The sequence below is a fragment of the Pseudomonas sp. LBUM1664 genome (genome assembly GCF_059695895.1).
Genome location: NZ_CP166791.1, coordinates 5,182,260 through 5,196,813, shown reverse-complemented (window position 1 = coordinate 5,196,813; position 14,554 = coordinate 5,182,260). Strand labels below are relative to the sequence as shown.

Genomic DNA, 14,554 nt, shown 5'->3' with positions numbered 1-14,554 from the left:
TCCCTCCCTGTCGTAATCAATGGCAGAAGCAGTTCCTAATACCAAAAAAATCTTACTCTTAACAAATCACTTTAACTTGTGAGCGCAGCTTCCTGTGTTCTTTCAGGTTGAGGCGAAAATTCCTACGTCAGATTCTTGTTACCCCTCCTGAAACGCTCCTAAATCTCCGATCTATAAGGCTTTTCCTTCAATCCGTGCCTTGACGGTGTGGTAGGCGCATTCCTATAGTGTGCGCAAGTGGCGGAAAGTGGCATGAAGTGGGTTTTTTTGAACGTATAACGCCAAAAAGTGGAGAAACGCAGACGTGTTTCGCGGAGCTAACGCTATCAGTCTCGATGCAAAAGGCCGGCTCGCCATGCCAAGCCGGTATCGTGACGAGCTCGTTTCGCGTAGTTCCGGGCAGTTAATCGTCACGATCGACGCCGTTGACCCATGTTTGTGTGTTTACCCTCTTGATGAATGGGAAATCATCGAAACCAAACTGCGCGCACTGCCTTCGTTGCGTGAAGAAAACCGTCGCCTGCAACGCTTGCTGATCGGTAACGCCGTCGACCTCGAACTCGATGGCAGCGGTCGATTCCTGGTTCCGCCGCGTCTGCGCGAGTACGCCAAGCTGGACAAGCGCGCGATGCTGGTGGGCCAACTGAACAAGTTCCAACTGTGGGACGAAGATGCCTGGGATGCGGTTTCTGCCGCTGACCTTGCTGCTATTCAACAACCGGGCGCCATGCCTGATGAACTGCGTGATTTGATCCTGTGACTATTGATAGCGGCTTTAACCACATCACCGTACTGCTTGACGAAGCCGTTGAGGCTCTCGCCGTACGTCCTGATGGCTGCTATCTGGACGGCACGTTCGGGCGCGGCGGGCACAGCCGGTTGATTCTCAGCCAGCTCGGTCCGGACGGCCGGCTCTTGGGATTCGACAAGGATCCTCAAGCGATTGCCACCGGGCAAGCGCTGGCGGCCGAAGACGGCCGCTTTGTCGTTGTGCAGCGCAGCTTTGCCGAGTTGGGCGCGGAAGTCGCCCAACGTGGCCTGGACGGCAAGGTCAGTGGTGTCCTGCTCGACCTGGGCGTGTCTTCGCCGCAGTTGGACGATCCCGAGCGCGGCTTCAGTTTCCTCAATGATGGCCCGCTGGACATGCGCATGGACCCGTCCCGTGGGGTCAGCGCCGCCGAATTCGTCAATACCGCCTCGGCGGAAGAAATCGCCCGTGTTTTCAAGGAATACGGTGAAGAGCGTTTCTCCGGCCGCATGGCTCGCGCGGTAGTAGAACGTCGCGACATCAAACCCTTCGAGCGCACCGGCGATCTGGCCGAAGTGCTGAAGGTCGCCAACCCGGCATGGGAGAAGGGCAAAAACCCGGCTACCCGTGCTTTCCAGGGGTTGCGTATCCACGTCAATAATGAGCTGGGCGATCTCGAGGCCGGTCTTGAAGCGGCCCTTGAAGCCCTTGAGATTGGTGGTCGGCTGGTGGTGATCAGCTTCCATTCCCTGGAAGACCGTATCGTCAAACTGTTCATGCGCAAACTCACCAAGGGCGAAGCCGACAACCTGCCACGCAACCTGCCTGTGCGCTTTGAGGCCTTCGTGCCGAAAATCAAGATTCATGGCAAAGCGCAGTTCGCCTCCGAGGCTGAACTCAAGGCCAATCCGCGCGCCCGTAGCGCCGTGATGCGTGTCGCGGAGAAGTTGCGGTGAGCAAGCTCTTCGCCAAGCCCCTGCCGGGCGGCAGCTTTTTCATGCTGCTGCTGTTTATCGGCGTGCTCGTGTCGGCCATTGCCGTGTCTTATAGCGCGCACTGGAACCGGCAGTTGCTCAATTCCCTTTACAACGAGCTTAGCGTGCGCGACAAGGCGCAGGCCGAGTGGGGCCGGTTGATTCTGGAACAGAGCACCTGGACCGCCCATAGCCGCATCGAAGTACTGGCCACCGAACAGCTGAAAATGCGCATCCCCGGCGCTGCCGAAGTGCAGATGGTGGCGCCATGATGAAGCTTGAAGGGGCGCTGTTCCCGTGGCGGTTCCGCTTGGTCCTGGGCTTGCTCGGGATCATGGTGGCGGCGATCTCGTGGCGCATCATCGACCTGCAGGTCGTCGACCGTGATTTTCTCAAAGGGCAGGGCGATGCCCGCAGCGTGCGGCATATTCCGATCCCGGCCCACCGTGGCCTGATCACCGACCGCAATGGCGAACCGTTGGCTGTGAGCACCCCGGTGACCACCTTGTGGGCGAACGCCAAGGAAATGCAGTTGGCCAAGGAAAAGTGGCCCGCCCTGGCCGCCGCCCTCGGACAAGACCCCAAAGCCCTGGCCGAACGCCTCGAAGCCCAGGCCAATAAAGAATTCATCTATCTGGTGCGCGGGTTGACGCCTGAGCAAGGCCAGAGCGTACTCGACCTGAAAGTGCCGGGGGTCTATGGCATCGAAGAGTTCCGGCGTTTTTACCCGGCCGGTGAAGTCACCGCCCACATGGTCGGTTTTACCGACATTGACGACCGCGGCCGTGAAGGCGTCGAGTTGGCGTATGACGAATGGCTCGCCGGGGTCGCCGGCAAGCGCCAGGTCATCAAGGACCGGCGCGGCAGACTGATCAAGGATGTCCAAGTCACCAAAAACGCCAAGGCCGGCAAGCCCTTGGCGTTGTCCATTGACTTGCGCCTGCAATATCTGGCCAACCGTGAGCTGCGCAATGCCATCGTCGAGAACGGTGCCAAGGCCGGCAGCCTGGTGATCATGGACGTGAAGACCGGCGAGATCCTGGCCATGGTCAACCAGCCGACCTACAACCCGAACAACCGTCGCAACCTGCAGCCGGCGATGATGCGCAACCGCGCGATGATCGACGTGTTCGAGCCAGGTTCGACCATGAAAGCCGTTTCCATGGCAGCTGCCCTGGAAACCGGGCGCTGGAAGCCGAGCGACACCGTCGAGGTGTATCCAGGCACCTTGCAGATCGGCAAGTACACCATCCGCGACGTGTCCAAGACCGAAGGTCCGGTGCTCGACCTGACCGGCATCCTGATCAATTCCAGTAACGTGGGCATGAGCAAGATTGCCTTCGATATCGGCGGTGAGACGATTTTCCGCCTGGCCCAGAAGATCGGTCTCGGCCAGGACACCGGCCTGGGCTTTCCTGGCGAACGTGTCGGCAACCTGCCGAACTACCGCGAGTGGCGCAAGGCTGAGACGGCCACCTTGTCCTACGGCTACGGTGTTTCCGTGACGGCGATCCAGTTGGTCCACGCGTTTTCGGCGCTGGCCAACAACGGGCGCATCGCACCGCTGACCCTGATCAAAACCGACAAGCCGCCGCAAACCACCCAGGTGATCCCGGAGAGCGTCGCCAAGACCATGCAAGGCATGTTGCAACAGGTGATCGAGGCGCCGCGGGGTGTCTATCGCGCCCAGGTGCCGGCCTATCACGTTGCAGGCAAATCGGGTACGGCCCGTAAAACCTCCGTGGGCACCAAAGGCTATGCCGAGAATTCCTACCGTTCGCTGTTTGCCGGTTTCGGTCCGATGAGTGATCCGCGCTACGCCATCGTGGTGGTCATCGACGAACCGAGCAAGGCCGGCTATTTCGGTGGCCTGGTTTCGGCGCCGGTGTTCAGCAAAGTGATGTCCGGCACCCTGCGCCTGATGAACGTCACCCCGGATAACCTGCCGCCGACCCAGCAGGCGAGTACCGTGCCGGCCGTTCCCTTGAAAGCCGATGGAGGGCGTGGCTGATGTCCCTGAGCCTGAACAAGATTTTTGCCCACGCCGGTCACGATCTGCTGATTCGCGAATTGGCCCTGGATAGCCGCAATGTGCGTGCCGGAGACCTGTTCCTGGCTGTGCCGGGCGCTCGGTTCGATGGCCGTGCCCACATCGCTGACGCCCTGAAGCGTGGCGCGTCTGCCGTGGCTTATGAAGTGGAAGGCGCGACCGTTCTGCCGCTCACGGACGTTCCACTGATTCCCGTCAAGGGGCTGGTGGCACAGCTGTCGGACATTGCCGGACGTTTTTATGGTGACCCGAGCCGCCACCTGAACCTGGTCGGTGTGACCGGCACCAACGGCAAGACCAGCGTTACCCAACTGGTGGCGCAGGCCTTGGACCTGCTCGGCCAGCATTGTGGCATTGTCGGGACCTTGGGCAACGGTTTTCATGGCGCACTGGAAAGTGGCCTGCACACCACGCCGAACCCGATCGCCGTGCAAGCGACCTTGGCGGACCTGAAGAAGGCCGGTGCCAAGGCCGTTGCCATGGAAGTCTCCTCTCATGGCCTGGATCAGGGGCGTGTGACCGCGCTGGCGTTTGATGTCGCCGTGTTGACCAACCTGTCCCGCGATCACCTGGATTACCACGGCACCATGCAGGCTTACGGTGAAGCCAAGGCCAAGTTGTTTGCCTGGAATGACCTGAAGTGCCGGGTCATTAACATTGACGACGAGTTCGGTCGGCAATTGGCCGTTGATAAGCGCGAGTCCCGGCTGATCACCTACAGCCTGGAAGATGCCAGCGCCTACCTTTATGTACGCCAGGCGCAATTCAATGACGAAGGCGTGCGCGCCACGCTGGTTACGCCCCAAGGCGAACACCATCTGCGCAGCACCTTGCTGGGTCGCTTCAACCTGAGCAACGTATTGGCCGCTATCGGCGCCTTGCTCGGTTTGGATTACGCCCTGGACGAAATCCTCAAGGTTCTGCCGAAACTCGAAGGCCCGGCAGGCCGCATGCAACGACTGGGCGGCGGTACGCAACCGCTGGTGGTGGTCGACTACGCCCACACCCCCGATGCCTTGGAAAAGGTCTTGATGGCCCTGCGGCCCCACGCCAAAGGCAAGTTGCTGTGCCTGTTCGGCTGCGGTGGTGATCGTGATCGCGGCAAGCGTCCGCTGATGGCCGAAGTGGTAGAGCGTCTGGCCGACGGCGTGCTGGTCACCGATGACAACCCGCGCACCGAAGACCCGTTGCAGATTTTCGATGACATCCGGGCCGGCTTCTCGGCGGCGGATAACGTCACGTTCGTGGCCGGTCGTGGCCAGGCGATTGCCCAGTTGATCGCCAGTGCTTCGGCGGACGATGTCATTGTCCTGGCCGGCAAGGGCCACGAGGATTATCAGGAAATCAATGGCGAACGCCATGCTTTCTCCGATCTGGTGGAAGCCGATCACGCCCTGACTGCGTGGGAGGTGGCCCATGCTTAAGGCCTTGAAGCTCAGCGAGCTGACCAACGTCCTGAACGCGCGCCTTATCGCTGCGGACGCCAGTTTCGACGGCGTGAGCATCGACAGCCGGGCCATTGCGCCGGGGCAATTGTTTGTCGCCCTGACCGGGCCACGCTTCGACGGCCACGATTACCTGAACGAGGTTGCGGCCAAAGGTGCGGTCGCTGCACTGGTCGAGCGGGAAGTGACCAACAGCACATTGCCGCAATTGCTGGTCAACGACACGCGCCTGGCGCTGGGCCAGTTCGGTGCGCTGAACCGTGCGGCGTATGGCAACCCTGTCGCGGCCATTACCGGCTCCAGCGGCAAGACCACGGTCAAGGAAATGCTCGCGAGCATCCTGCGCACGCGCGGTACGGTGCTGGCGACCCGCGGCAACCTGAACAACGACCTCGGCGTGCCGCTGACCTTGCTGGAGCTGGCGCCGGAACACAGCGCCGCCGTCATCGAACTCGGTGCTTCGCGGCTCGGCGAGATTGCCTACACCGTTGGCATGACCAAGCCCCATGTGGCTGTGCTCAACAACGCCGGGACCGCCCACGTCGGTGAGTTCGGCGGGCCGGAAAAAATCGTTGAGGCCAAGGGCGAGATTCTCGAAGGGCTGGATGCCGATGGCGTCGCCGTGCTGAATCTCGACGACAAGGCTTTCGAAATCTGGAAGACCCGGGCTGCCGAACGCAAGGTCCTGACCTTTGCCCTGAGCAACCTCGCCGCGAATTTCTATGCCAGCGACCTGGACCGCGATGCCCGTGGGTGCCCGGCCTTCAACCTGCACAGCCCTGACGGCGCGGAACGGGTCCAACTGAACCTGCTCGGCACCCATAACGTTGCCAACGCCCTGGCCGCGGCGGCTGCCGCCCATGCGCTGGGTGTGTCGCTGCCGGGTATCGTCGCCGGGCTGAACGCAGTGCAACCGGTCAAGGGGCGCAGCGTCGCGCAGTTGGCCAGCAATGGCATGCGCGTGATCGATGACACCTACAACGCCAACCCGACCTCCATGTGCGCGGCGGTGGATATCCTGGCCGGTTTCTCCGGCCGTACCGTGCTGGTACTGGGGGATATCGGCGAGCTGGGCGATTGGGCCCAACAGGGGCATCACGACGTCGGTGCCTATGCGCGCGGCAAGGTCGATGCGCTGTACGCCGTCGGCCCGATGATGGCCCATGCGGTCGCCGCGTTTGGCGAACACGCACAGCATTTTGCTACTCAGGCCGAGCTGATCCTGGCCCTCGGCGCTGAGCAGGACCCGAACACCACCTTATTGATCAAGGGCTCACGCAGCGCAGCGATGGAAAACATCGTCGCGGCTTTGTGCGGCACCTGTATGGAGAAACATTAATGCTGCTGCTGCTAGCGGAGTACCTGCAACAGTTCCACAAAGGCTTCGCGGTCTTCCAGTACCTGACCCTGCGCGGGATCCTGGGTGTGCTGACCGCGCTGTCGTTGTCGCTGTTCCTGGGCCCGTGGATGATTCGTACTTTGCAGAACCTGCAAATCGGCCAGTCGGTCCGTAACGACGGCCCGCAATCGCACCTGGCCAAATCCGGCACCCCGACCATGGGTGGCGCGCTGATCCTGTCGTCCATTGGCATCAGCACCTTGCTCTGGGCCGACCTGGCGAACCGTTACGTCTGGGTTGTGCTGCTGGTGACCCTGTTGTTCGGCGCCATCGGCTGGGTCGACGATTACCGCAAAGTCATCGAAAAGAACTCTCGTGGGCTGCCGAGCCGCTGGAAATATTTCTGGCAGTCGGTGTTTGGCCTCGGCGCGGCGATCTTCCTTTATATGACCGCCGCCTCGCCGGTGGAGACCACCCTGATCCTGCCGATGCTCAAGGACTACAGCATCCCGCTGGGCGTAGGTTTCATCGTGCTGACCTACCTGGTGATCGTCGGCTCGAGCAACGCGGTCAACCTCACCGACGGCCTCGACGGCCTGGCGATCATGCCGACGGTCATGGTGGGCGGCGCGCTGGGGATCTTCTGCTACCTGTCGGGTAACGTGAAATTCGCTGAATACCTGCTGATCCCTTATGTGCCAGGCGCGGGCGAGCTGATCGTGTTCTGCGGCGCGCTGATCGGTGCCGGCCTGGGTTTCCTGTGGTTCAACACCTACCCGGCGCAAGTCTTCATGGGCGACGTCGGCGCACTGGCGCTGGGCGCGGCCCTGGGCACCATCGCTGTCATCGTCCGTCAGGAAATCGTCTTGTTCATCATGGGCGGTGTGTTCGTGATGGAGACCCTATCAGTGGTCATTCAGGTTGCTTCCTTTAAATTGACCGGCCGCCGCGTATTCCGCATGGCGCCGATTCACCACCACTTTGAACTCAAGGGCTGGCCCGAGCCGCGTGTGATCGTCCGTTTCTGGATCATCACCGTGATTCTGGTACTGGTCGGCCTTGCCACCCTGAAGCTGAGGTAGAACGAGTGTCCCTGATCGCTTCTGACCACTTCCGCATCGTTGTCGGCCTCGGCAAGAGCGGCATGTCCCTGGTTCGCTTCCTGGCGAACCGGGGCGTGTCGTTTGCCGTCGCCGATACGCGGGAAAATCCGCCTGAGCTGGCCACGCTGCGTCGTGACTATCCGCAGGTGGACGTGCGTTGTGGCGAGCTGGACGTCGAGTTCCTGTGCCGTGCCGATGAGCTCTACGTGAGCCCTGGCCTGGCCCTGGCGACCCCGGCCCTGCAGGCTGCCGCCGCCCGTGGCGTGAAATTGTCCGGTGACATCGAGCTGTTTGCGCGTAACGCCAAGGCGCCGATCATCGCCATCAGCGGCTCCAATGCGAAAAGCACCGTTACCACCCTGGTAGGCGAGATGGCCGCAGCGGCCGGCAAGCGAGTCGCCGTTGGCGGCAACCTCGGTACCCCGGCGCTGGACCTGCTCAGTGATGACGTCGAGCTATACGTGATGGAGCTGTCGAGCTTCCAGCTTGAAACCACCGACCACCTGGGCGCCGAAGTGGCGACCGTGCTCAATGTCAGCGAAGACCACATGGACCGCTACAGCGGCCTGCCGGCGTATCACCTGGCCAAGCACCGGATCTTCCGTGGCGCCCGGCAAGTGGTGTTCAACCGCCAGGACGCCCTGACCCGTCCGTTGCTGGGTGAGGGCCTGCCATGCTGGTCGTTCGGCCTGGGCGTACCCGATTTCAAAGGCTTCGGTTTGCGCGAAGAGAATGGCGAGAAATACCTGGCCTTCGAATTCCAGAACCTGATGCCGGTGCGCGAGCTGAAGATTCGCGGTGCCCACAACCAGGCCAATGCCCTGGCCGCTTTGGCCCTGGGGCATGCAGTCGGCCTGCCGTTCGACGCCATGCTCTGTGCCCTGCGCACCTTCGCCGGCCTCGAACACCGCTGCCAGTGGGTTCGCGACCTTGATGGCGTGGCTTGGTACAACGATTCCAAAGCCACCAACGTGGGCGCCGCATTGGCCGCCATCGAAGGGCTGGGCGCGGACATCGAAGGCAAACTCGTGCTGATCGCCGGCGGCGACGGCAAAGGTGCCGACTTCAAGGACCTGCGCGACCCGGTGGCGGCCAACTGCCGTGCCGTGGTGCTGATGGGCCGCGACCGTGAATTGATCGCCCAGGCCCTCGGCGATGCCGTGCCGCTGATTCGCGTCGGTTCGCTGGACGAAGCGGTGCAGCAATGCCGCACCCTTGCGCAACCGGGCGATGCGGTCCTGTTGTCGCCGGCCTGCGCCAGTTTCGACATGTTCAAGAACTATGAAGAGCGCGGGCAGTTGTTCGCCCGGGCCGCGGAGGACTTGGCATGAGTCTGATGAACATCATCAAGCCGTACCCGTCGCCGCTGATCACCGGGCGCGGCATTGACCTGGACTTCCCGATGCTCGCCGGTTGCCTGGCGCTGCTGGGCCTGGGCCTGGTAATGATCACTTCCGCGTCGTCGGAAGTGGCGGCCGTGCAGTCGGGCAACACGCTTTATCACATGATCCGCCACCTGATTTATCTGGTGATTGGCTTGGGGGTGTGCATCGTTACCATGATGGTGCCGATCGCCACCTGGCAGCGTCTGGGCTGGATGATGCTGCTCGGTGCCTTCGGCCTGTTGGTGATGGTGCTGTTGCCGGGCATTGGCCGCGAGGTCAACGGCTCGATGCGCTGGATCGGTTTCAGCTTCTTCAACGTTCAGCCCTCGGAAATCGCCAAGGTCTTCGTGGTGATCTACCTCGCCGGTTATCTGGTGCGTCGCCAGAAAGAAGTGCGCGAGAGCTGGATGGGCTTTTTCAAACCGTTCATCGTGTTGTTGCCGATGGCGGGCCTGCTGTTGATGGAGCCGGACTTCGGGGCCACGGTCGTGATGATGGGCGCGGCGGCGGCGATGCTGTTCCTTGGCGGTGTCGGGCTGTTTCGCTTCACCCTGATGGTGGTGCTGGCGGTTGCGGCAGTGACGGTGCTGGTACAGGCGCAACCCTACCGGATGGCGCGTCTGATCACCTTTACCGACCCATGGGCCGACCAGTTCGGTTCCGGCTATCAATTGACCCAGGCGCTGATCGCCTTCGGTCGTGGCGAATGGCTCGGCGTGGGCCTGGGCAACAGTGTGCAGAAGCAGTTCTACCTGCCCGAAGCCCACACCGACTTCGTGTTCTCGGTCCTGGCCGAAGAGCTGGGTGTCGTGGGTTCTTTGTGCACCGTCGCCCTGTTCGTTTTCGTCTGCGTACGTGGCATGTACATCGGCTTGTGGGCCGAGAAGGCCAAGCAGTTTTTCGCCGCGTATGTGGCGTATGGCCTGTCGTTCCTGTGGATCGGTCAGTTCCTGATCAACATCGGTGTGAACGTCGGCCTGTTGCCGACCAAGGGCCTGACGCTGCCGTTCCTCAGTTATGGCGGCAGCTCCCTGGTGATCTGCTGTGCCTGTCTCGGCTTGTTGCTGCGCATCGAGTGGGAAAGTCGAACCCACTTGGGCAGCGAAGAGATGGAATTCCAAGAGAGCGACTTCGCCGAGGAGCCGACTCATGGGCGCTAACGTGCTGATCATGGCGGGCGGTACCGGCGGGCACGTGTTCCCGGCGCTGGCCTGCGCGCGGGAATTCCAGGCGCGCGGCTACACGGTGCATTGGCTGGGTACGCCACGGGGCATCGAGAACGAACTGGTGCCCGGCGCCGGCCTTACGCTGCACCGGATCAATGCCAGCGGCCTGCGGGGCAAGGGCAAGTTGTCGTTGCTCAAGGCGCCGCTGATGCTGCTCAAGTCGATCTGGCAGGCACGGGCAATCATCCGCCGGTTGCGGCCGGTGTGCGTGGTGGGGTTCGGAGGTTACGTGACCGGTCCTGGCGGCGTTGCGGCGAAACTGGCCGGTGTGCCGGTGATCGTTCACGAACAGAATGCCGTGGCCGGTACCGCCAATCGGTTACTGGTGCCGTTGGCCGCTCGGGTCTGTGAAGCCTTTCCCGACACCTTTACCCTGTCGGGCAGCCGTCGCACCACCGGTAATCCGGTGCGTACCGAGCTGTTCCTCGATACACCGCGCCCGGCCCTGGCCGGACGCAAGGCGCGTTTGCTGATCCTGGGCGGAAGCCTGGGGGCAGAACCGTTGAACAAATTGCTGCCCGAAGCCTTGTCGCAGGTTGCCCCTGAACTGCGGCCGGAAGTGTTTCACCAGGCCGGCAAAAACCACGATGAAGTGACTGCCGAGCGCTACCGCGCCGCAGGCGTCGAGGCGCAAGTGCAGCCTTTCATCAAAGACATGGCCCAAGCCTATGGCTGGGCCGACCTGGTGGTCTGTCGCGCAGGCGCGCTGACCATCAGTGAACTGGCTGCCGCCGGTCTGCCCTCGATGCTGGTGCCTTTGCCCCACGCCATTGACGATCACCAGACCCGCAACGCCGATTATTTGGCCCGCGAAGGCGCTGCCTTCCTGATGCCGCAAAGAACGACTGGCGCCGCGGATCTCGCCGCCCGCCTGACAGAGGTTTTGATGCAGCCGCAACGACTTGAAGACATGGCCCGCGCCGCTCGCCGCCTGGCCAAACCCAATGCCACGGCCCAAGTGGTCGATACCTGCCTGGAGGTGGCCCATGGTTGAGAATCGCAAAGCCATGCCACAACCGGAAATGCGCCGTATCCGCCGCATCCACTTCGTCGGTATCGGCGGCGTGGGCATGTGCGGGATCGCCGAAGTGCTGCTGAACCTGGGCTATGAAGTGTCCGGTTCCGACCTGAAAGCGTCCCCGGTGACCGAGCGCCTGGAATCCTTCGGTGCTCACATCTTTATCGGCCACCGTGCCGAGAACGCGGCCAACGCCGACGTGCTGGTGGTTTCCAGCGCCGTGAACACGTCCAACCCGGAAGTCGCCACCGCCCTGGAACGCCGCATTCCCGTGGTGCCGCGGGCCGAGATGCTCGCCGAGCTGATGCGCTATCGCCACGGCATCGCCGTCGCCGGTACCCACGGCAAGACCACCACCACCAGCCTGATCGCCTCGGTGTTCGCTGCCGGTGGCTTGGATCCGACCTTCGTGATCGGTGGGCGCCTGAATGCCGCGGGCACCAATGCCCAGCTTGGCACCAGCCGCTACCTGATCGCCGAAGCCGACGAGAGTGATGCGAGCTTCCTGCACCTGCAACCGCTGGTGGCCGTGGTGACCAACATCGACGCCGACCACATGGCGACCTACGACGGTGACTTCAACAAACTGAAGAAAACCTTCGTCGAGTTCCTGCACAACCTGCCGTTCTACGGTTTGGCGGTGGTGTGCCTGGACGACCCGGTGGTGCGCGAGATTCTGCCGCTGATCAAGCGTCCGACCGTGACCTACGGTTTCGGCGAAGAAGCCGACGTGCGCGCCATCAACGTGCGCCAGCAGGGCATGCAGACGTTCTTCACCGTGCTGCGCCCTGATCGCGAGCCACTGGACGTTTCGGTGAACATGCCGGGCAACCACAACGTGCTCAACTCCCTGGCCACCATTTGCATCGCCACCGACGAAGGCGTCAGCGATGAAGCCATCGTCCAGGGCCTGTCCGGGTTCCAGGGCGTGGGTCGACGCTTCCAGGTCTACGGTGAACTGCCGGTGGACGGTGGCAACGTGATGCTGGTGGACGACTACGGCCATCACCCGACCGAAGTCGCGGCGGTGATCAAGGCCGTGCGCGGTGGTTGGCCTGAGCGGCGCCTGGTGATGGTCTACCAGCCGCACCGCTACAGCCGCACCCGCGACCTGTACGACGATTTCGTCCAGGTGCTGGCCGACGCCAACGTGCTGCTGTTGATGGAAGTCTATCCGGCCGGCGAAGAGCCGATCCCGGGTGCCGACAGCCGCCAGCTGTGCCACAGCATTCGTCAGCGCGGTCAGTTGGATCCGATCTACATCGAGCGCGGCGTGGACCTCGCGCCGCTGGTCAAGCCGCTGCTGCGCGCTGGCGACATCCTGCTATGCCAGGGTGCCGGTGACATCGGTGGCCTGGCCCCGAAACTGTTGAAAAGTCCGTTATTCGCCGGGGCAATCGTGGCATCCAGCGAGGGGAAACTGAAATGACTGCTGCCTACGCCAACCTGGTCTCGACCCTTGACCCGAAAGCCTTCGGCCGCGTCGCCGTGCTGTTCGGCGGCAAGAGCGCCGAGCGTGAGGTGTCCCTCAAGTCCGGTAACGCCGTACTGCAAGCCCTGCAAAGTGCCGGTGTCGACGCATTCGGCATCGACGTGGGCGACGACTTCCTGCAGCGTCTGCTGAACGAAAAGATCGACCGCGCGTTCATCATTCTCCACGGCCGTGGCGGTGAAGACGGCAGCATGCAAGGGCTGCTCGAATGCCTGGGCATTCCTTACACCGGCAGTGGCATCCTGGCTTCGGCCCTGGCGATGGACAAACTGCGTACCAAGCAGGTTTGGCACAGCCTCGGCATTCCGACGCCACGTCACGCCGTGCTGGCTTCTGAGGCCGATTGTATTTCGGCGGCCGCGGAACTGGGCTTCCCTTTGATCGTCAAACCGGCCCATGAAGGTTCAAGTATCGGCATGGCGAAAGTGAATTCGCTGCCTGAGTTAACCGCGGCATGGAAAGACGCCAGTTCCTACGATTCGCAAGTGTTGGTCGAGCAGTGGATCACCGGTCCCGAGTTCACCATCGCCACCCTGCGTGACCAGGTGTTGCCCCCGATTGCGCTGGGCACGCCCCACACGTTCTACGACTACGACGCCAAGTACGTGGCCAACGATACCCAGTACCGCATTCCCTGCGGGCTGGACAGCGCCAAGGAAAAAGAACTGATGGACCTCACGGCCAAGGCCTGTGAGGCGCTGGGTATCGCCGGTTGGGGCCGGGCGGACGTGATGCAGGACGCCGACGGGCAATTCTGGTTCCTGGAAGTCAACACCGCCCCAGGCATGACCGATCACAGCCTGGTTCCGATGGCAGCCCGTGCCGCCGGTCTGGATTTCCAGCAACTGGTGGTGTCGATCCTGGCCGCCAGTGTCGGCAACCAAGAGCCAAGAGGTTAAGCCATGCAAGGCGCATCGCTTCGTCATCAGCCATCCGCACCCGGTCGCAAGCCGGTGCCGCGGGGTGCCAGCCGAATGGTGGCCAAAGAGCCGATGTCGGCGCGCCTGCCGAAAGCCAATTTTGGTTTTCTCAAAAGCCTGTTCTGGCCGGTGCTGCTGGTGGTGTTGGGGTTCGGTACGTATGAAGGCGCCCAGCGCTTGCTGCCTTACGCCGACCGGCCGATCGCCCGGATCAACGTCCAGGGCGACTTGAGCTACATCAGCCAGCAAGCGGTGCAGCAGCGGATTGCCCCATTCGTGGGGTCGAGCTTCTTCACCATCGACCTGGCGGGCATGCGCACGGAGCTGGAGCAGATGCCCTGGATCGCCCATGCCGAAGTCCGGCGGGTCTGGCCTGACCAGGTGTCGATCCGCCTGGAAGAGCAACTGCCGGTGGCCCGTTGGGGCGACGAGTCGCTGTTGAACAACCAGGGCCAGGCGTTCACGCCGCGGGAACTGGCCAACTATGAACATTTGCCACAACTGTTCGGTCCTCAGCGGGCCCAGCAGCAAGTGATGCAGCAATACCAGGTGTTGAGTCAGATGTTGCGGCCACTGGGCTTCTCCATCGCGCGCCTGGAATTGCGTGAGCGCGGCAGCTGGTTTCTGACCACTGGCGCGGGTAGCTCGGGCCCGGGCATCGAGCTGTTGCTCGGTCGCGGCAACCTGGTGGAAAAGATGCGCCGTTTCATTGCCATCTATGACAAGACGCTCAAAGAAAAGATTACGAACATTGCGCGCATCGATCTGCGCTACGCCAACGGCCTGGCTGTTGGCTGGCGGGAACCTGTAGCGCCCACGACGGCCGAACCCGCCGTCGCGAAGAATTAAGAAGA

At 62.3% G+C, this 14,554-nt stretch carries 13 protein-coding genes; all 13 read left to right on the top strand.

Annotated elements, in window-relative coordinates; all coding sequences use genetic code 11:
* Positions 1–304 precede the first annotated feature (304 nt).
* Genes mraZ through ACA047_RS24195 form a run of 13 tightly spaced genes read left to right on the top strand, consistent with a single transcriptional unit; the run spans position 305 to position 14,549 of the window.
* The gene (mraZ, locus tag ACA047_RS24255) at positions 305–760 is read left to right on the top strand and encodes a division/cell wall cluster transcriptional repressor MraZ (protein WP_008147486.1); all 456 of its coding nucleotides are present in this window, start codon (positions 305–307) and stop codon (positions 758–760) included.
* On the top strand, positions 757–1,704 hold the full coding sequence (rsmH, locus tag ACA047_RS24250; protein ID WP_497353700.1) for a 16S rRNA (cytosine(1402)-N(4))-methyltransferase RsmH: 948 nt from the start codon (positions 757–759) through the stop codon (positions 1,702–1,704). The genes mraZ and rsmH overlap by 4 nt, the downstream gene beginning before the upstream one ends.
* Positions 1,701–1,994 carry a cell division protein FtsL gene (gene ftsL, locus ACA047_RS24245; RefSeq protein WP_072348519.1) on the top strand — a complete coding sequence of 98 codons (294 nt, stop codon included), beginning with the start codon at positions 1,701–1,703 and terminating at the stop codon, positions 1,992–1,994. Before rsmH ends, ftsL begins: the two co-directional genes overlap by 4 nt.
* A complete protein-coding gene (locus tag ACA047_RS24240; RefSeq protein ID WP_497360524.1) occupies positions 1,994–3,733 on the top strand; it encodes a peptidoglycan D,D-transpeptidase FtsI family protein in 1,740 nt (579 codons plus the stop codon). Before ftsL ends, ACA047_RS24240 begins: the two co-directional genes overlap by 1 nt.
* A complete protein-coding gene (locus ACA047_RS24235; RefSeq protein ID WP_497353698.1) occupies positions 3,733–5,196 on the top strand; it encodes a UDP-N-acetylmuramoyl-L-alanyl-D-glutamate--2,6-diaminopimelate ligase in 1,464 nt (487 codons plus the stop codon). Before ACA047_RS24240 ends, ACA047_RS24235 begins: the two co-directional genes overlap by 1 nt.
* The gene (locus ACA047_RS24230) at positions 5,189–6,556 is read left to right on the top strand and encodes a UDP-N-acetylmuramoyl-tripeptide--D-alanyl-D-alanine ligase (RefSeq protein WP_497353696.1); all 1,368 of its coding nucleotides are present in this window, start codon (positions 5,189–5,191) and stop codon (positions 6,554–6,556) included. Before ACA047_RS24235 ends, ACA047_RS24230 begins: the two co-directional genes overlap by 8 nt.
* Positions 6,556–7,638 (top strand): phospho-N-acetylmuramoyl-pentapeptide-transferase, encoded by a 1,083-nt coding sequence (gene mraY, locus ACA047_RS24225; RefSeq protein ID WP_497353694.1) that lies wholly within the window; start codon positions 6,556–6,558, stop codon positions 7,636–7,638. Before ACA047_RS24230 ends, mraY begins: the two co-directional genes overlap by 1 nt.
* A 5-nt stretch (positions 7,639–7,643) precedes the next feature.
* A complete protein-coding gene (gene murD, locus ACA047_RS24220; RefSeq protein ID WP_497353692.1) occupies positions 7,644–8,990 on the top strand; it encodes a UDP-N-acetylmuramoyl-L-alanine--D-glutamate ligase in 1,347 nt (448 codons plus the stop codon).
* Positions 8,987–10,204, top strand: coding sequence for a putative lipid II flippase FtsW (gene ftsW, locus ACA047_RS24215; RefSeq protein WP_497353690.1), 1,218 nt, complete (start codon positions 8,987–8,989; stop codon positions 10,202–10,204). The genes murD and ftsW overlap by 4 nt, the downstream gene beginning before the upstream one ends.
* A complete protein-coding gene (gene murG / locus ACA047_RS24210; RefSeq protein ID WP_497353688.1) occupies positions 10,194–11,264 on the top strand; it encodes an undecaprenyldiphospho-muramoylpentapeptide beta-N-acetylglucosaminyltransferase in 1,071 nt (356 codons plus the stop codon). The genes ftsW and murG overlap by 11 nt, the downstream gene beginning before the upstream one ends.
* Positions 11,257–12,717: a UDP-N-acetylmuramate--L-alanine ligase gene (gene murC, locus ACA047_RS24205; RefSeq protein ID WP_497353686.1), complete on the top strand. Its 1,461-nt coding sequence runs from the start codon at positions 11,257–11,259 to the stop codon at positions 12,715–12,717. The genes murG and murC overlap by 8 nt, the downstream gene beginning before the upstream one ends.
* The gene (locus tag ACA047_RS24200) at positions 12,714–13,679 is read left to right on the top strand and encodes a D-alanine--D-alanine ligase (protein WP_497353684.1); all 966 of its coding nucleotides are present in this window, start codon (positions 12,714–12,716) and stop codon (positions 13,677–13,679) included. The genes murC and ACA047_RS24200 overlap by 4 nt, the downstream gene beginning before the upstream one ends.
* Positions 13,680–13,682: 3 nt before the next feature.
* Positions 13,683–14,549 (top strand): cell division protein FtsQ/DivIB, encoded by an 867-nt coding sequence (locus ACA047_RS24195; RefSeq protein WP_497353682.1) that lies wholly within the window; start codon positions 13,683–13,685, stop codon positions 14,547–14,549.
* Positions 14,550–14,554 lie beyond the last annotated feature (5 nt).

What these genes read in the sequence shown, in the direction of transcription:
- ACA047_RS24240 (WP_497360524.1), top strand. Translation starts at nt 1,994, where the DNA reads ATGAAGCTTGAAGGGGCGCTGTTCCCGTGGCGGTTCCGCTTGGTCCTG.
- ACA047_RS24235 (WP_497353698.1), top strand. Translation starts at nt 3,733, where the DNA reads ATGTCCCTGAGCCTGAACAAGATTTTTGCCCACGCCGGTCACGATCTG.
- ACA047_RS24230 (WP_497353696.1), top strand. Translation starts at nt 5,189, where the DNA reads ATGCTTAAGGCCTTGAAGCTCAGCGAGCTGACCAACGTCCTGAACGCG.
- mraY (WP_497353694.1), top strand. Translation starts at nt 6,556, where the DNA reads ATGCTGCTGCTGCTAGCGGAGTACCTGCAACAGTTCCACAAAGGCTTC.
- ftsW (WP_497353690.1), top strand. Translation starts at nt 8,987, where the DNA reads ATGAGTCTGATGAACATCATCAAGCCGTACCCGTCGCCGCTGATCACC.
- murG (WP_497353688.1), top strand. Translation starts at nt 10,194, where the DNA reads ATGGGCGCTAACGTGCTGATCATGGCGGGCGGTACCGGCGGGCACGTG.
- murC (WP_497353686.1), top strand. Translation starts at nt 11,257, where the DNA reads ATGGTTGAGAATCGCAAAGCCATGCCACAACCGGAAATGCGCCGTATC.
- ACA047_RS24200 (WP_497353684.1), top strand. Translation starts at nt 12,714, where the DNA reads ATGACTGCTGCCTACGCCAACCTGGTCTCGACCCTTGACCCGAAAGCC.
- ACA047_RS24195 (WP_497353682.1), top strand. Translation starts at nt 13,683, where the DNA reads ATGCAAGGCGCATCGCTTCGTCATCAGCCATCCGCACCCGGTCGCAAG.